16 protein-coding genes are annotated in these 16,969 nt (G+C 71.5%); 5 read left to right on the forward strand and 11 right to left on the reverse strand.

Translation table 11 applies throughout. The annotated features are described in order from the left end of the window. Nucleotides 1-180 precede the first annotated feature (180 nt). The 3 genes from ACTWQF_RS31945 (at nt 181) to ACTWQF_RS31955 (ending at nt 4,491) form a co-directional block, all read left to right on the forward strand. A complete protein-coding gene (locus ACTWQF_RS31945; protein WP_443283226.1) occupies nt 181-1,938 on the forward strand; it encodes an SDR family oxidoreductase in 1,758 nt (585 codons plus the stop codon). A gap of 147 nt (nt 1,939-2,085) precedes the next feature. Beyond that, nucleotides 2,086-3,084, forward strand: coding sequence for a MerR family transcriptional regulator (locus ACTWQF_RS31950; protein ID WP_443283227.1), 999 nt, complete (start codon nt 2,086-2,088; stop codon nt 3,082-3,084). A 123-nt stretch (nt 3,085-3,207) separates the two neighbouring features. After that, nucleotides 3,208-4,491, forward strand: a complete 1,284-nt coding sequence (locus ACTWQF_RS31955) for a hypothetical protein (RefSeq protein WP_443283228.1) — start codon at nt 3,208-3,210, stop codon at nt 4,489-4,491. 6 nt (nt 4,492-4,497) lie between these two features. Here the strand turns inward: ACTWQF_RS31955 and ACTWQF_RS31960 are convergent, their stop codons facing one another. After that, a complete protein-coding gene (locus ACTWQF_RS31960) occupies nt 4,498-5,391 on the reverse strand; it encodes an LLM class flavin-dependent oxidoreductase (RefSeq protein WP_443283229.1) in 894 nt (297 codons plus the stop codon). A gap of 242 nt (nt 5,392-5,633) precedes the next feature. Beyond that, nucleotides 5,634-7,436, reverse strand: coding sequence for an FAD-dependent oxidoreductase (locus ACTWQF_RS31965; protein WP_443283230.1), 1,803 nt, complete (start codon nt 7,434-7,436; stop codon nt 5,634-5,636). A 162-nt stretch (nt 7,437-7,598) separates the two neighbouring features. On the opposite strand from ACTWQF_RS31965, the gene ACTWQF_RS31970 reads away from it, so the two are divergent. Next, a complete protein-coding gene (locus tag ACTWQF_RS31970; protein ID WP_443283231.1) occupies nt 7,599-8,132 on the forward strand; it encodes a hypothetical protein in 534 nt (177 codons plus the stop codon). A gap of 135 nt (nt 8,133-8,267) precedes the next feature. Here the strand turns inward: ACTWQF_RS31970 and ACTWQF_RS31975 are convergent, their stop codons facing one another. The 3 genes from ACTWQF_RS31975 to ACTWQF_RS31985 form a co-directional block, all read right to left on the reverse strand. Continuing rightward, nucleotides 8,268-8,564 (reverse strand): hypothetical protein, encoded by a 297-nt coding sequence (locus ACTWQF_RS31975; RefSeq protein WP_443283232.1) that lies wholly within the window; start codon nt 8,562-8,564, stop codon nt 8,268-8,270. A gap of 136 nt (nt 8,565-8,700) precedes the next feature. Further along, nucleotides 8,701-9,606 carry an amidohydrolase family protein gene (locus ACTWQF_RS31980; protein ID WP_443283233.1) on the reverse strand — a complete coding sequence of 302 codons (906 nt, stop codon included), beginning with the start codon at nt 9,604-9,606 and terminating at the stop codon, nt 8,701-8,703. Nucleotides 9,607-9,611: 5 nt separating this feature from the next. Beyond that, the gene (locus tag ACTWQF_RS31985; RefSeq protein ID WP_443283234.1) at nt 9,612-10,394 is read right to left on the reverse strand and encodes an AraC family transcriptional regulator; all 783 of its coding nucleotides are present in this window, start codon (nt 10,392-10,394) and stop codon (nt 9,612-9,614) included. Nucleotides 10,395-10,448: 54 nt separating this feature from the next. Between ACTWQF_RS31985 and ACTWQF_RS31990 the strand changes: the two genes are divergently transcribed. Further along, nucleotides 10,449-11,645, forward strand: coding sequence for a MalY/PatB family protein (locus ACTWQF_RS31990; RefSeq protein ID WP_443283235.1), 1,197 nt, complete (start codon nt 10,449-10,451; stop codon nt 11,643-11,645). On the opposite strand, the gene ACTWQF_RS31995 is transcribed toward ACTWQF_RS31990, so the two are convergent. The 6 genes from ACTWQF_RS31995 to ACTWQF_RS32020 form a co-directional block, all read right to left on the reverse strand. Next, complete coding sequence (locus ACTWQF_RS31995) at nt 11,590-12,117, reverse strand: hypothetical protein (protein WP_443283236.1); 528 nt, start codon at nt 12,115-12,117, stop codon at nt 11,590-11,592. The genes ACTWQF_RS31990 and ACTWQF_RS31995 overlap by 56 nt on opposite strands. Then, entirely contained in the window at nt 12,101-13,078 is a 978-nt protein-coding gene (locus ACTWQF_RS32000) for a hypothetical protein (RefSeq protein WP_443283237.1), read from the reverse strand. Before ACTWQF_RS32000 ends, ACTWQF_RS31995 begins: the two co-directional genes overlap by 17 nt. Next, the gene (locus ACTWQF_RS32005) at nt 13,071-14,426 is read right to left on the reverse strand and encodes a radical SAM protein (RefSeq protein ID WP_443283238.1); all 1,356 of its coding nucleotides are present in this window, start codon (nt 14,424-14,426) and stop codon (nt 13,071-13,073) included. The genes ACTWQF_RS32000 and ACTWQF_RS32005 overlap by 8 nt, the downstream gene beginning before the upstream one ends. 227 nt (nt 14,427-14,653) lie before the next feature. Further along, nucleotides 14,654-15,007 carry an arsenate reductase (glutaredoxin) gene (gene arsC, locus ACTWQF_RS32010; RefSeq protein ID WP_443283239.1) on the reverse strand — a complete coding sequence of 118 codons (354 nt, stop codon included), beginning with the start codon at nt 15,005-15,007 and terminating at the stop codon, nt 14,654-14,656. Nucleotides 15,008-15,052: 45 nt separating this feature from the next. Then, entirely contained in the window at nt 15,053-16,042 is a 990-nt protein-coding gene (locus ACTWQF_RS32015) for an oxidoreductase (RefSeq protein WP_443283240.1), read from the reverse strand. A 122-nt stretch (nt 16,043-16,164) separates the two neighbouring features. Continuing rightward, complete coding sequence (locus tag ACTWQF_RS32020; RefSeq protein ID WP_443283241.1) at nt 16,165-16,788, reverse strand: hypothetical protein; 624 nt, start codon at nt 16,786-16,788, stop codon at nt 16,165-16,167. Nucleotides 16,789-16,969: the final 181 nt, after the last annotated feature.

A 16,969-nucleotide genomic window follows, 5' to 3' on the forward strand; every position in this document is an offset into this window, starting at 1 on the left:
GAAAAGGACCAAGCAAACATGACCACAAAACGAGGCTCTGGGGACCCGCTTGAGCCGGATGCCGCGACGAGTGGCACGTCCGGTTCTGAGGGGGCCGGAGCGGGGCAACCCGCTCCGGCTACCCGACTGAGCGGAAAGACGGACGGCGCCACGCCGGGCGGGCACTCGGCGGAGCGCGGTTTGCTGGAGGGCGCACGGGAGCGCCGGATCGCCACTGGGGGGATCGAGCTGTGTGTCGCCGAGCTGGGCGACGCCACGCGGCCGACGGTCGTACTGCTGCACGGCTATCCGGACAGCAAGGAGGTCTGGGCCGAGGTGGCGCACCGCCTCAAGGACCGCTTCCATGTGGTGCTGTACGACGTACGGGGCTGCGGCAGGTCGACGGCGCCCAAGCCGCTGCGCGGCGGTTTCACCCTGGAGAAGCTCACCGACGACTTCCTGGCGGTCGCCGAGGCGGTCAGCCCCCATGAGCCGGTCCACTTGGTGGGGCATGACTGGGGCTCGGTGCAGGGCTGGGAGTTCGCGACGGTTCGCCGCACAGAAGGCAGGATCGCCTCCTTCACCTCGATCTCCGGACCCTCGCTGGACCACTTCGGCCACTGGATCAAGAAACGGATGTCCCGGCCGACCCCGCGCCGTGCAGCCCAACTCCTCGGCCAGGGAGCCAAGTCCTGGTATGTGTACGCGCTGCATACCCCGGTGTTGCCCGAGCTGGCGTGGCGGGGACCGCTGGGCAAGCGCTGGCCCCGCCTCCTGGAGCTGACCGAGAAGGTGCCCGGCGGCGGCTATCCGACCGCGTCCCTGCCCGACGACGCGGCGCACGGCGCCTGGCTCTACCGGGACAACGTCCGCGCCCGGCTGCGCCGTCCCCGCACCGACTGCTACGCCCATGTGCCGGTCCAGCTCATCACGCCGACCGGGGACGCCTTCCTGAGCGAGCACCTCTACGACGAGCTGGAGTTGTGGGCACCCCGGCTCACCCGCCGCACCCTCCCGGCCAAGCACTGGGTGCCGCGCACCAGGCCCGACCAACTGGCCGCCTGGATCACCGAGTTCGTCACCGGGAGGGAGCCGGGGATGCCGGCCCTGGAGCCCGCGGCCACCGGCAGATACGCGGACCGCTTCGCAGGTCAACTGGTGCTGGTGACCGGCGCGGGCAGCGGCATCGGCAGAGCGACAGCCTTCTCGTTCGCCGAGGCCGGAGCCCGGGTGGTCGTCGTCGACCGGGACGCGGAGAGCGCCGCCCGCACCGCGGACATGGCCCGGCTGGTGGGCGCACCACAGGCGTGGGCGGAGACGGTCGACGTCGCGGACGAGCAGGCGATGGAGAAGCTGGCCGAGAAAGTGGCCGCCGAGTACGGCACGGTCGACGTGCTGGTCAACAACGCGGGCATCGGCATGGCGGGCCCTTTCCTGGACACCAGCACCGAGGAGTGGCGGCGCACGCTGGACGTCAACCTGTGGGGGGTCATCCACGGCTGCCGCCTCTTCGGACGGCAGATGGCCGAGCGCGGCCAGGGCGGGCACATCGTCAACACCGCTTCGGCCGCCGCGTATCAGCCCTCCCGGGCCCTGCCCGCGTACAGCACCTCCAAGGCCGCTGTGCTGATGCTCAGCGAGTGCCTGCGCGCAGAGTTGGCGGGCCAGGGCATCGGCGTGACGGCGGTCTGCCCCGGCTTCGTCAACACCAACATCACCGGCACCGCGCGGTTCGCCGGGGTGGAAGAGGCGGAGCAGGAGCGCCTCAGGCGCCGGACATCCCGGCTGTACGGGATACGGAACTACCCGCCCGAGAAGGTTGCGGAGGCCATCCTGCGGGCCGTCGTCCGGAACCAGGCCGTGGTGCCGGTGACGCCCGAAGCCCGGGGGGCACGGCTGATGTCCCGCTTCGCCCCGCGGGCCCTGCGCGGCATCGCCCGTGTCCGGCCACCCATGTAGACCTTCAGCCACCCGTCCCAGGCCGAGGTGACCGGCGGCGGGAGACCCTCGCCGGGCGGCGCCGTGCCAGCGGCGTCATCCGTTGTGTCACCCGCTGTGTCACCCGCTGTGTCACCCGTGTCAGCTGTATCAGAGGAGACCGCACCCATGCCTCCGTCCCCCAGCTCCACGAGCCCGGGCCCGGCGTCGGCGTCGGCGTCGGCGTCGGCGTCGGCGTCGGCGTCGGCGTCCGCGCCGGAGTACCGCATCGAAGATCTCGCGCACCGCAGCGGTGCAACGGTGCGCACCATCCGGGCGTACCAGGACAAGGGCCTGCTGCCGAAACCGGAACGGCGGGGGCGGGCCAACGTGTACGACGGCTCGCATCTGGCGCGGCTGCGGCAGATCGCCGATCTGCTGGAGCGCGGCTACACGCTGGCGTCGATAAAGGAGCTGCTCCAGGCATGGGACGAGGGCCGCGGCCTGGGCGGGGTGCTGGGCCTGGTCGCGGAGGTGGACGGGCCGTGGACGGACGAGGAGTCGGGCCGTATCTCGCGGGCCGAGCTGGACGAGCTGTTCGGCGGCGAACACGACGAGGCGGCGGTCTCCGAGGCGGTGGCTCTGGGCGTGCTGGAGCCGCTGCCAGGCCGGGAGGACGAGTTCCGGGTGCCCAGCCCGCAGGAGCTGTCGGTGGCGGCGGAGCTGCATAGGGCGGGGGTACCGCTGCTGGCCATCACCGAGCAACTGCATGAGCTGCGGGGCCAAGTGGAGCACATAGCCGCCCGCTTCCTGGACTTCACCAACGAACACGTCTTCGTCCGCTATCTGGGTGCCCATCTCTCAGATGTGGACGCCTCCGAGGCAGCAGACCTGGTGCGCAGGCTCCGCCCGCTGGCGCAGCAGACCGTCGAGGCCGAACTGGCCAGGGCCATGCAGAAGTTCGCGGCCCGCAACCTCCGCGACCACCTGCGCTCGGCGGCCGCCGCCCCGGCCGCCGCCGCTCCGGGCGGCACGGGCCGGACCGAACCAGTCCGGTTGCCTGCCGAAACGGTGGCGGCAGTAAGCGAGTTGGTCGGCGAAGCCCACGTGCCGGACTTCATCGCAGCAGCGGCAGAACGGGAGGTACGGGCCCGCGTGATGGACCGTATGACAGCGGAACGGGGGTGACGCGGCGTGGGGCCGACGCGAGCCGGGGCCGGTAGCACGTAATCGTTCGGGTTCCTGTCTTGTCAGTTGCGGGAGGGCGGGCCAGCGTGTGGGGGGTCGAAGTGCCGTAGAGGGGAGCAGATCATGCGAAGACGCGTCTTTCTGGCGGGTGCCGCTGTCACGGGCTTAGCGGGACTTGCCGCGCAATCCGGCAGTACGGCTGCGGCGGCATCCAGGCCCGTCCGCCCGGCCGCGGGGACCTCCGCGCAGGCGGTCACCAGGGCAGCAGCCGCGCAGACGGGCTGGCGGCTGATGCCCGTGCCCGCTGCTGCCCCGGCGTCCCGGTTGCTGTCGGTCTCCGCCGCGAGCGCGGACCTGGCCTGGGCGGTGGGCGAGCAGGGAGTACCGGAACAGGGCACGGGCGGCAGTCCGTTGGCGCTCCGGTGGGATGGCACGGCGTGGTCGCACACGGACGTGGGGCACCTGGGGCTCAACGGCTCTCTGCGTGCGGTGAGCGGAATATCGCCGGGCGCGGCCTGGGCGGTGGGTGAGGACAGGGACGGCGCCGATCGCCTGCTGCGCTGGGACGGGAGCACCTGGCGGCAGGTGCGGTATCCGGGCGACGGCGATCCGGCCACCGTACTGACCTGGGTGGCTGCCGACGGCGACGGCAGGGCGTGGGTTACGGGCCGGCACGAGGGACAGCCGAAGTTGCTGCGCTTCGACGGCAGCAAGTGGACGTGGACGCCGCCCATTCCGGGAGCGACCTCGCCGGACGCCCCGTGGCGGGTGCGGGTCTCGCCCTCCGGAAGCGTGCACACGGTCGGCTGGGATCTCGCGCGCTGGGACGAGGGCGCAGCGTCGCGCGGCTCCTGGACGGTGCTGCCGCCGCTCACCGGTATTCGGCTCGGCGTCAATGATCTGCTGCCCACAGCGCCGGACGATCTGTGGGCGGTGGGCGCGGCGTTCGGGGTCGGCGGACCGCCGGGCAAGCCGCCGTCCGTGGTGCTGGCCCACTTCGACGGTACGGAGTGGACACACGTCACCGGTGACACGCTGCCGTTCAAGATCGGCTCGCTGAACGCCATCACCGGGGGCGGTACGGGAACGGGTGGCGTGGGTGGCGGGCCCGGGCTGGTCGGCGGATGGGACTTCTGGGACGACAGCTCCGCGCACTATCTCCGTCGGACCGGTACGGAGTGGGCCGGGGAGCGAGGCGCGGCCGACGGCGTCGATGCGTACGTGCGGGACGTCGCAAGCATTCCCGGCACGGGCACCAGCACGGGCACCGGCACCGGCACCGGCACCAACACCCGCACGGGAACCAGCACCAGCAGCACCGGTGCCCATGGCGGGGCCTGGTCGGTCGGCCATACCCGCAATGTGCCGGCGGCCGAGGTCCGGTTCCGGATCGAGCGTTACGGCTAGGCCGGGTCAGCCCAGTTGGGCGGGTGCCTCCGTGGCCACGCGCTCGAAGACTGATGTGTCTGCTTCGAAGCGGGTGCCGGGGAGGGGCCAGTGGAGGACGAGTTCGTCGAAGCCGAGGGTGGCGAGGCGACCGGCGAAGTCCACGAAGGCGTCGAGCGACTCCAGGGGGCGGTCCGGGGTGAAGCCGGTCAGCAGGGTGCGGCCGAGGGTGTGCGGGGCGCGGCCGGTGTCGGCGCACGCCTTTTCCAGGGCCTCGGTCTGACGGGCGAGGGCGGCCAGCGAGTCGGCAGGAGTGCCGGTCTCGTTGGCTGCCCGGTCGCCCGTCGTCAGCCATGACTGCCCGTGGCGGGCGGCCAGCCGCAGCCCGCGCGGGCCGGTCGCGGCGACGGTGAACGGCAGCCGGGGGCGCTGCACACAGCCAGGGAGACCGCGCGCCTCGTGGGCGGCGTAATAGGTGCCCTCGACCGTCACCTCGTCCTCGGTGAGCAGCCGGTCGAGCAGCGGGACGAACTCGGCGAAGCGGTCGGCGCGCTCCCGGCGGGTCCACGGGTGCCGGCCCAGGGCCGTCGCATCGAATCCGGATCCGCCCGCGCCGATACCCAGGGTGACGCGGCCGTCGCTGATGTCGTCGAGAGTGATCAGTTCCTTGGCGAGCGGTACGGGGTGCCGGAAGTTCGGCGAGGTGACCATGGTGCCGAGCCGCAGCCGGGAGGTGGCGGCAGCGGCGGCGGTGAGGGTCGGTACGGCACCGAACCAGGGGCCGTCGCGGAACGGTACCCGCCAGGAAAGGTGGTCATAGGTGTACGCGGCGTGGAAGCCCAGCTCCTCGGCCCGTCGCCACATCTCCCGTCCGCCCTCGGACCAGCGGCGGACGGGGAGGATCACGGTACTCAGACGCATACCCCGAGCTTAAGCGCACGGTCACCGGGCCCGGCCCCCGCACCGCATCACCCCGCCCCGCACCGCCACGGCGCGCCCACTGCACGGCCACGGCGCATCCAATACACGGCACACCCTCACACCCGCACACCCGCCACACCGCGCCCAATACACAGGCACAGCGCATCCAATACACCGGCACACCCGCACACCGCCACACCCGCACACCCGCACACCCGCACACCCGCACAGATCAACAGCCCTCAACGAACCAGGCTGTCCGTGGACGGTGCGGCGTCGGAAGGGTCGGCGAGGTCCGGGGAGGGGGCGCCGTGGTGGGCGTGCGCGGCGCGGAGGTAGGTGCGCAGGCGGTCCACCGGGTCGGGGTCGTCGGTGGACTTGGGGGCGAGGAACTGGGGATAGATGATCTCCGGTGCGAGGGTGACGGAGGCACCCAGCTCCTCGTACAGCCGTTCGGTACGGAGGCGTACCCATTCGTCCAGCGGCGTGCTGTCGACCCAGAACGGCAGTTGCACGCCCTGCTCCCCCATGGTGTCCAGAGCATGGGTGACCGTGTCCGTGACGGCATCGTGCGGGGACATCAGCGCGATGGGCAGCCGCTCGGGGACGAAGGCGGCCAGGTGCGGGTCGCCGTCCGAGGCGCCGAGCACCATCGAGGCCAGCCGCGGGGCCAGCGCCGGCGAACAGTGGAAACCGTCGCGGTACGTACCCGTGGCGAAGACCAGACCCGGCACCGAGCAGCGGCCGAGCAGCGGGAAACAGTCCACCGGGATGGGCCGGGCCCCGGCCATCCAGCGCTGGACGCGGGCGAAGGCGAGGTCGTGGTCGACCTGCTCGCAGACCTGCCGCATCAGGGCGTGCGTGGAGCCGAGCTCCGCGCCGGTGACGGGCTGGGTCGTGATCAGGTTGGTGGCACCGATGTACTGATCGCCGGGCTCCGTCATCGGTACGACGTGCAGCCCGCAGGTGGCGGCGCGGTTGGGGGTCCGCAGCACATGACGGGCCCCCGGACCGCTCGCCGCCGTGCGGGTCACCAGCAGGGAGGCCCCGGTGCCCGACAGCATGGGCGGTACGGCGCCCGGCGGCAGCACCGGCTCGGCCAAGGCGGTGCTGGCCGCGCCCGCCGCGAGCACCACGGTGTCGGCCGCCAGCGTGCTGCCGTCGTCGAGCTGTACGCCGCACACACCGCGTACGCCGCTCGCCCCACCCACACCACGTACGCCCCCCGCACTACCCGCCCCACCCACACCGCGAACGCCGCCCGCACCACCCGCGCTCGCCCCACCCGTGCCACCCCCACCACGTACGCCGCCCGTACCCTCCCCACCCCCACCACGTACGCCGCTCACACCACCCCCACCCCGTACGCCACCCGCACCGCTCACCCCCGCGCCGCCCACACCACCCGCAACCCCACCCCCCGTCAGCAGCGACCGCACGCTCCCCGCGACGTGCCGAACGCCCAGCCGGGCCGTCGCCGCTTCCAGTGCAGCGAGGACGGCGCGGGCGTCCACCGAGCCTTCCCGGCGCAGATGCAACACCCGCAGCGGTCGGGCGTCGCTGCGGGGCGCCAGGCCCTCCACATCCCGGGCATCGACCAGCTCGTGCGGTTCACCATGCTGCTCCGCGGCGGCCCGCATGGCCTCGAAGTTGTCGGCCGCCACTGCTCCTGACCGGCCGCTGAGCAGGACGAAGGTGCCGGGGAGATGCGAGGCGCGCAGGGCCGGGCCCGCGGGAGGGCCGGCCAGTTCCGCGAGCATCTCGATCCAGCCGGGCCAGGCGTCCAACGCCTCGCGGGCCAGTGCGAAGCGGGCCCGGGTCGCCGGATGCCGCGAGGTGTAGCGGGTGACCTCACCGAAGCAGTTGAGCATCGCCCCGGCCGCGTACGTCGCCGACATCGGCCGCTGCGGAGGTCCGACGACGCTCACCCGCGAATCCGGGCTCTGCCGGGCGATCTCCAGGGCGACCGACAGTCCCATGACGCCGTTACCGACCACGACGACATCGGCAACCTCGGCAACGTCCGCAGTCCGCGATTCCACCATGAAGGTGCCTTTCTGTCCGCCGGCCGACCCTCGGTCCAGCGTGGGCCGAAGGCGTCGCCCGTGCAGCGCGGCGAACGATGAACGGGTGACGGCCCGCACCGCGAGCTCCCGGCCCCCGGCCCCGTTCGGCAGTCGGGCCCGGAACCGGGCATCCTCGGTGGTATGGACCACATCCGTCATCCGCACCGGCTGCCGCGGATCCGCAGCACCGAGTCGGCCGTCTCCGTGCTCAGCGCGCTGGCCGAGCGCCGCGGGCTGCCGGTGGCGGTGGAGCATGCGATCGGTGCCGACGAGTCGTCGCGGCGTACGGCTGCCGGGGCGTTCGCCGTCACCGACGAGGACGGTTCGCTCCCCCACGAGGCGCTGCTGGAGATCCCCGCGACCGAGGGCCCGGACGGGGCACCGTTCACTCCGCAGATCACGGTCCAGCTCTTCGAGGAGGGAGACGCGCACATCACGCTCGACGGGGTGACGTTCCACGATCTGCCGCGCGAGGCGACACCGGCCTTCCTGGAGGCCGTCTTCGACAGGCGCGCCCATCTGAAGAGGACGTGGTATCCGCCGTTCTGCCGACTGGTGGTGACGCTGGACGACGAGCTGTCCTACAAGGAGATCGTCCCCGTGGCCTACGGCCTCTCCCCCTGGCTGAACTCCTTGGGCGGAGAGAACATCCATCCCGACGTCGCGGAAAACTGAGCGCCGTCGGTCCACGCCCGCGAGCGGCAGGGCGTTACGTACGCGATGCCCCACTCCGCCGCGTGACCAGCAGCGCGGCTCCCACCGTCGCTCCCGGCGCTACTCCGCGCGTCACTCCCGGGCTTACCCCGCGTGTCACTCCCGGGGCTCGGGCATCTGGGCCGGTGACGCCTCGCGCCTGCGTTCGTCCGTCCAGTACGACGACGCGGTGCCGGGTTTCCGGTCGGCCGAGGCGCCATCGCCCGCCTTGTCGGGGCCGGACGGGCGGTGGGTCGTGGAGGATTCGCTCGGCTCGGATCCGTCCCGGCCGCTGTGCGCGCCGCCTGCGGGGCCATTCACGGAAACGCCGACGACCACGGCCGCCAGCACAGCGGCCGGCACAGCGGCCACCGTCCCGGCGACGGCCCGGAAACCCCTCGATACGCGTGCCATGGTGCCTTCCCGGATACGGCGAATGCCCCCGTTCCGGTGGGACGTGGTCCCGCGGGACGGGGCCCTGTTGGAACGAGGTTTCCTCTCGGACGCGCGCCCCGCACACCGGGTTCCCCCCACACCGGAGGCCCGAGCGCTAACGCCCCACGCCGAGGCCGAAGATGCGGGCCGCGTTGTCGTGGCAGACGGCGCGCAGCCATGGCTCCCCCAGCCCGGTCCGCGTCTCCAGCGCCTCCAGGGCATCGGCGTATGTGTAGGGGATGTTGGGAAAGTCGGTGCCCAGCAGTACGCGGTCGCCGAGGGCTGCCAGCCGGGGCAGCGCTTCGCGGGGGTAGGAGGCGGCTTCCTCGACGAAGTGGGTGAAGGCCATCGTCGTGTCGAGCATGACCTCCGTATGGCGTTCGGCCAGCGCGAGGAAGTCGGCGTACTCCGGCATGCCCAGATGGGCGACGACCAGCCGCAGCTTCGGATGCCGCTCCAGTACGGCACCGATCGGGCCGGGCCCGGTGAACGGGCCGGGTACCGGGCCGGATCCGCAGTGCGTGACCACCGGCACCCGCGCTTCGGCGAGCAGGCCCCACACCTCGTCCAGCAGCGGGTCGCGCGGATCGAAACCGCCGACTTGGAGGTGGCACTTGAAGACGCGGGCGCCCTGGTCGAGTGCGCGGCGCACATCGTCGGCCGCGCCCGGCTCGGCGTGGAAGGTGGCGGTGTGCAGGCAGTCCGGCGTACGGGCTGCGAAGTCGGCCGCCCAGTCGTTGAGGGAGCGGGCCATGCCCGGCTTGTGCGGGTAGAGCATCGCGGTGAACGCGCGTACGCCGAAGCCGCGCAGCACCGCCAGCCGTCGCTGCTCGTCGGCGCGGTAGGTGACCGGCCACTCCCTCCCGACCAGCGGCCCGGCCGCGTCGAAGTACGCCCACACTTTCGCCAGCAGCCGCTCGGGCATGAAGTGGGTGTGGACGTCGATGAGGGCGGGGGCGCCTATGCGCGCCCGGAACGCCGCCACCCGCGCCTGCTCCTCCGCTATGGCATCAGGGTCCATGCCGGTCACCCTAGAGTGCGGCCCCCGGTGCGCAGCGCCCGCCCGCTGCCCCGTTCGGCCGCTCCCGGCGTATGGCCGAACGCGCGGCGGAACACGTCGATGAACGCGCTGCTGGACGCCCACCCGCAGCGGTGGGCCACCGCCGTGACGGGCGTGCCCTCGGCCAGCAGCCGAAGGGCGTGGTGGAGGCGGAGCTGGGTGCGCCATTGCGGGAAGCTCATCCCGAACTCGGCGCGGTAGAGCCGGGTCAGGGTGCGCTCGCCGGCGCCGACGGCGGCGCCGAGTTCGGCGAGGGTACGGCCGTCGGCCGGGTCCTCGTGCAGCTGCCCGCACACCGCCGCCAGCCGGGGGTCCTTCGCGGTCGGTACGTGGACGGGCTGCTGGTCGCAGTGCCGGAGCTGGTCGAGCAGTACGGCGCGCAGCCGGCGGAGTTCTGCGCCGGTGCCCCGGAAGTCCCCGGTGCAGGCGAGGAGCAGTTCGCGCAGCAGTGGGCTGACGCCGAGTACGGCGGGCCGGTCGAGCCGGAGTGGGTTGTCCTTGACCGGCAGCCCCACCAGGTGGAGGTCGGTGGCGCCGTAGGCCCGGTGCTGGTGGGGCGTCCCGGCCGGGATCCACAGTGCACGCGTTGCGGGGGCGACCCAGGTCCCCGCCTGTGTGGTGACGGAGACGACTCCGCGCCCGGCGTAGACGATCTGGTGCTCGTCGTGCCAGTGCGCATCGATCTCCTCCCCGGCAGAGAGGACAAGCGTCCGCGTCACGGCGCGGGGCGAGTGGCGGGTTTCCGGCATCACTTGGCAATTTATCGGAAGCGGTACGGCGGCGCGGCGCCGCACCATCGCACTATGACAGCGCAGGACCACCTCGTACCCCCTCTCGCCGCCCTCCGTCACCGCCGCAGCGCCAAGTGGCGAAGCCACCCGGCGGACGTGCTTCCGCTCCCCGTCGCGGAGATGGACTTCGTGCTGGCCGAACCAGTGGCCCGGGCCCTCCACGCGGCGATCGACCGCTCCGACACCGGATACGCGGCCCCCACCCGCGAGCTCGCCCACGCACTCCGCGGCTACGCCCACCGCGCCTGGGGCTGGACAATCGACCCGGACCACGTCCGTACGGTCACGGATGTGGGCATCGGCATCGTGGAGACGCTGCGCCGGCTCGTCTCCCCCGGCGACGGCGTGGTGCTGAGCCCTCCGGTGTACGAGCCGTTCGGCTGGTGGATACGCGAGGTCGGGGCGCAACCGGTGGAAGTCCCCCTCGCCACCCGGCCCGACGGCGAACGGCGGCTCGACCTGGACGCGCTGGAGGAGGCTTTCGCAGCCCCCGGCACCGTCGCGTACCTGCTGTGCAACCCGCACAACCCGCTCGGCCTGGTGCACACCCGTCAGGAGCTGACGGTGCTCGCCGAACTCGCCGACCGGTACGGCGTCCACGTCCTCTCCGACGAGATCCACGCCCCGCTCACCCTCCCGGGGGCCGCCTTCGTCCCCTTCCTCTCCGTGTCGGAGGCGGCCCGCCGCCGGGGCTTCGCGTTCCACTCCGCCAGCAAGGGCTGGAACCTGGCCGGGCTCAAGGCGGCCACCGTCGTCACCGCCGACCCGGCGCCCAAGCGGTACGTCGACCGCTTCTCGCCGCACGCCCTCTTCCGTACCGGGCACCTGGGCGTGCTCGCCACCGTCGCCGCGTACGAGCACGGTGACGCGTGGCTGGCCGAGATCGTCACGGCGCTCGACCGCAACCGGCGGCTGCTGGGCGAGTTGCTGGCCCGCCATGTACCGGACATCGGCTACCGCCCTCCGCGGGCGGGCTTCCTGGCCTGGCTCGACTTCCGCCGCCTGCGCGGCGAGGGCTGGCGCGACGACCCCGCCGCGCACCTGCTGGGGGCCGCCCGCGTCGCCGTGACCTCAGGGCTCGGATACGGCGCCGAGGGCCGCGGCTTCGCCCGCCTCAACTTCGCCTGTGCGCCGGACACGTTGACCGAGGCCGTCACCCGCGTCGCAACGGCCACCACCGCGACCACCGCGACCACCGCGCCCCGCTGAGCAGACCTCCCTCTGCGTGCTGCTCCCTGCGGTAGTTCACCCACATCACCAACACGACCACGCCGAGCGCGCAGAAGATACCGCTCGGAATCCACACCAGCCGGTGCAGCGGAGCGGTCGACGAGTACGCCCATCCGTCGCCCGCGAAGACCGTGTCGCCCACGGACACCGTCTCGCCGGTGATTTCGCCGACGCCGGTGCGGCCGTCCGCGAACACCCACGATCCGTCGCAGTGGGAGCCCGGCAGTGACAGGCCACCGCCTTCGACGCACCGACTCACCATGCGCACGGTGGCCGACTCGCCCGTCACCAGCCTCCAGGCGTTCCTGCCGATCCACACCGCGATGAACGTCATGAACGCGGCGGGCCCGGACAGCCCGATCACCCATGGCCGCAGTGTGCGCAGCCGGGCCGACCAGCTGTGGCCCCGCTGCTCGTGCCCCTCATCCCGCTCGTTATCCCGCTCGGACAAGTTCGCCCCGGGATCCGCCGTCGCCGGATGAACTCCACGCAGGGGCGCGCCGCAGGTGAAGGGCGTGTCCGGCGGTCAGGGCGCGGGCCGCGTGGGCGGCCGGGGTGCCGGTCAGGCGCGTCCCGTGCAACAGGGCGCGGAGGGTGAGGACTTGGGCTGCCATCAGGGCGATGACCGGGTTGGCGGAGGTGAGATAGGGCTCGCAGCCGGGGTCGGCCAGATCGGAAGGGCCGAGGCGGCGGCCGTCGCGCAGCTGCGCGGTGAGCTCTTCGATGCGCGTACGGAGCGGAGCGGATGCCTCGCTCGCCGCCCAGCGCAGGTAAGGGAGTTCACACAGACCCATGGCGACCAGAACGGTCTCGGCCATGCGCCGGACGACCGGGTCGGGGTTGAGCAGTTCGTGGGCCTGGCAGACGGGGATGCAGGTGCAGACCTTGTTGCAGGTGCAGATTGTGCCCCCGCTCCCCGTACTCCCGCTCGTCGTACCGCCGTAGGTCGTGCCCCCGGTCGTCGTGCCGCCGGTGCCGTAGGTCGGGCTCTCCGTCGGAGTGGGGGTGTAGGACGGCGTGTCGGTGTCGTCCGGGTAGGTCGGGGTCGGCGGGCTCGAATAGTCCGACTCGCTGGGAGTAGGGGAGTAGGAGGACTCCGAGTCGCTCGGTGTCGGCGACGACGGGGACCCCGAGTCGCTGTCGTCACTGCACCCGCTGAGCAGCAGTGCCGCCGCGACCGATGAGGCGACGCCCGCGCCGAGGAAGCCGCGCCGCCCGGACTTCGCCGCCCAAGGCGGCCGGGTGATGGGCAGCACCTCGACAGGGCCGGTGGAGTCGTCGGCGTTCACCCGCTGGATCTCGTAGTGCGGAGCAGTCTTGTTCTCCGCCGTTCGATCCTTTCCGTCCTTTCGGTCCTTTCCGTCCTTGCCTGGGCGCCTCGGCTCCGGCCAGGGCAGCATCACGTCATTCACTTCGGCCTCCGTGAAGAGTGCAGGGCTCGCCGTCGTGGCCGTCACGCCAGAGGAGGCCACCCGATCCTGCGATGCGGGTGAGGAGCTGGTCCTTCACCAGCTCCCTGGTGATGTGGCAGCGCTGCGAACCGACGAACTCGCCGCGTCCGTTCGCCGACAGGGACTTGTGATAACAGTCGCCCGCACAGTTCCACTTGGCGAAGCATCCGTCGCAGAAGGAGCGCTGTTCGACGCCCAGCTCGCGCAGCCGGCCGAGCGCGTCCATGTCGAACGTGTAGCCGTCCGGCCCCGACGTGCCGTAGAAGAAGACATCCGCGAACTCGTTGTCCTCGGAGAACGCTTCGAAGCAGGCCGAGACGTTTCCCGAGGGAGTGAGGCAGAAGTTGTCCTGCGTGATACCGCAGAAGTGGTTGGTGAGAGTGCCGACCCGTGCCGCGCTGTAGATCAGTTCATGGCCGAACCGCGCGGCGCGGGCCTGGGCTTCGCGGTAGGCGGCGATGAAGTCCTCTGTCTCGGCGTCGGGCTTCCCCTCGTGCCGGCCGAGTTGGTAGGCGGGTTCCACCTGTACGCGCTTCGGCGTGAAGTTGGACAGTACGAACTCGATGGAGTCCGGCAGCAGCGGTATCTGCTCGGCGGTGACGGTCAGCCGCACCGCGTAGGGATAGTCCGCCTCCGTGAAGCGTCGCATCGTGTGCATGACGCGAGAGCTCGACCCCGTGCCCCGTACGGTCGGCCGGTGCTTGTCGTGCGCCTCGGGCAGACCGTCGAACGACAGGCTCACGCCACCGTTGAGGTTGGCGATCATCCAGTCGATCTGCCTGTCGGTGAACACGCCGTTCCCCGCGGACGCCGCGATCACGTCGAGGCCGTCTGCCCGGTCGTGGGCGTACGCGAGCGACTCGGTCATGAGGTTCCAGTGGACGCTCGGCTCCCCGCCACCGTGGTAGTTGACCCCGACATAGGGCGCCTTCTGGCGCCTGGCGTTGTCGATGACGAAGTCGATGCCCTGCTTGGCGACTTCCATCGACATGTACGTGGCCGGAGCGTCGCCCGCCGAGGCGTAGCAGTAGGTGCAGCGCAGATTGCATGCCGTCGTCAGGAACAGCGTGACCTCGGTCGGCGAGGGATCGCCCTGACGGCGTGTGACGGGTGAGCGCGGAGTTCTCAGCAGCCCGGCCTCGCGCGCGAACGTGACCACGCTCTCTTCCCCACCCTCACCGGCCAGGACGCCGGGAAGCGCTGCCGCCAGCCCCTTCGTCGCGGCGAAGGCGACACCGTGCAGCGGCGCGTACACCAGATACGCCTCGTCATCCAGGGGGACGGCGAAGATGTCCGGAGTTCCGTTCAAGAATCACTCCAGTCGCTCGAAGTCGAGCCTGCTCTACGCATCAGCATCGAATCACAACGCAGAGCATCATCCCCAGGTTGTGGATTGCCGACAACGGTTCGGACATCTTCCGTTACCCTGCGCGGCCGTCACACCTGTCAGATGTCAGGAGTGGTCGCCAGTCAGATGTCAGGAGTGGTCGGCCGCATTCATGCGTACAGGTACTCGCGGCCCGTCCGCCCGGCGGGTCACAACACCTCGGCGGCGACCTCCGAGGGGCGGGCCAGTCGGGTGCCCTTCTCCGTCACCACGAAGGGCCGCTGGATCAGCACGGGGTGCTCGGTCATGGCCGTGATCAGCTCGTCGTCGGTCACCTCGGGCCGGTCGAGGCCGAGTTCCTTGTACGCGGCCTCCTTGGTGCGTACGGCGTCCCGTACGCCCACCCCCGCGTCGGTGATCAGCTGCCGCAGGGTGGCCGCGTCCGGCGGGGTCTTCAGGTATTCCACGATCTCGATCTCGTAGTCCGCGTCCTCCAGGAGGGCCAGGACCGTCCTGGACGTACCGCAGCGGGTGTTGTGGTAGATCGTCGCCGTCTTCGCCATGCGCCTCATGCTAAGCGGCGGCGAGCCGCGGCCGGCTGACCGGCGTCAGCCGAGCGCAGCGATCAGTTCGCGCTCGCGCCGGGCACTGAGTCCGGCCCGACGCGGCCGGTCGAGGCCCTGCTCGCGTTCCCAGCGCAGGGTGTCGGCCAACAGCTCCTCCCGCGACCGATGGCGGAGTCCCGCAGCGCGGGCGGCGGCACCGCTGCGCGCTGACCACCCCTCCCATCCCGGCTTGACCAGCCACATCGGCAGCGACTCGGGCCCCATGAACTCGACCACGCCTTCCTCCTCGCGCAGCCACCCCGAACCGGCGGCGACCACCGGGCCGGTGTGCCCGCCGACGGTCCGGCACAGCTCGATCCACTCCGCGAACGGAACGATGGGACCGACGGCGTTGTACGTACCGGTGACTCCCTTCACCGCGGCGTCGAGCAGCCAGGCGGCGAGATCCCGTACGTCGACGACCTGGGTCGGCAGGTCAGGGGTGTCGGGTACGAGCATCGGCCCCTGGGGGTCGCGGGCTGCGCGGGCCACCCAGTAGCCGGAGCGGTCGCTTCCGTCGCCGGGGCCGCCTATGAGGCCGCAGCGGGCGTTCAGGAGGCGGTCGCCGACGGCAGCCGCCGACGCCTGCTCGCAGGCGACCTTGGCCTCGCCGTACAGCGACCGGTCCACCTCGCTCCGGTCGGTCGGGACGAGAACGGGCGCGGACTCGTCGGCGCCGGGCGTGCCCTGGGACGCGTAGGCGTTGATGGAAGAGACATAGGACCAGTGCCCGGCCCGCTCGCCCAGCGCGCCGAGCGCACCGCGCACGAACCCCGGCTGCCATGACACTTCGACGACCATGTCCCATTCGCGGTCGAGCAGCGGTTCGTACGCCGCCGCGTCGCGCCGGTCGGCGACGACCAGCCGCGCGCCCTCCGCCACGTCCCCGCTTTCACCCCGCGCCAGGCACGTCACCCGATGCCCGCGCCCGACCGCCTGCCGTGCCACTTCCCGGCCCACCCATGCCGTTCCCCCCAGCACCAAAGTCTCCATCGCCCCAGCCAAGCACCCCCACCCCGAACACTCACCCGAATTCGCCCACAGCGGAGGGACGACAAACAGCAAGTGCGCGCACCCTGTGGTGGGTGCGCGCACTTGTCAGCTGTGGAAGGCGATCAGTTCTTGACCGGCCACTCCAGCGGGTCCTTGTAGAAGCCCTGGCTCAGTTCGACCGCGGTGGCCTTCTGGCCCTCGGGGACGAGGAACGCGGAGCAGATCTTCTCCGAGGCGCCCGCCTGCACCTTCTTGCTGATATCGGTGGCAGGGCAGTTGGGCCACTTGGCCTCGCCCATGATCACGATGAGGGCCTTGGTGCGCTTGCCCTGGTCCGTCTTGACGACCAGGTCGTCGTCCATGTCGCCGAGCTCCATGGTCTTGCCGCCCTTGTGGGTGACGGTCGACCAGACGTACACGGGGATCTGCGGGCCGTCCTTCTTGTCCTTCTTGAGGCCGGAGTTGTCCATGTCCGCCTTCGTACCAGTCTGCACCTTGGTGGGGGTGACCGTGTACTTGGCGCCCTTCGAGCTCGTCTGGTCGCTCTTCTGCACCGGGCTGGCCTCACCCAGGGCGAAGGTCTTCTTGCCGCCCGACGAGTCGGAGCCGGAGTCGGAGTCGGAGTCGGACGAGTGCGAGCCGGAGCCGCGGCTCTTCTTCCCGCCGCCTATGTCGCAGCCGGTCACTGCCATTGTCAGCGCCAGCGCTCCCACCACCGCAGGAACAGCACGAGTCCACGTACGCATGTCTTCCTCACTTTCCCCGTTGAATAGCCCCGTCGCCCGGCAGGGCGGATCGCCCGCGCGGACGGACCAGTTATAGGCGCCTGATCCTGCCAGAGCGGAATCCGCCCCTCATCAGGAGGGGGTACTGCGGCGGTTGACCCCCTGCCCCGTACTGCCGCGACGGTCCACCCCGATCTCGGGT

The sequence above is a fragment of the Streptomyces sp. 8N114 genome (assembly GCF_052245835.1).
Taxonomy (GTDB): domain Bacteria; phylum Actinomycetota; class Actinomycetes; order Streptomycetales; family Streptomycetaceae; genus Streptomyces.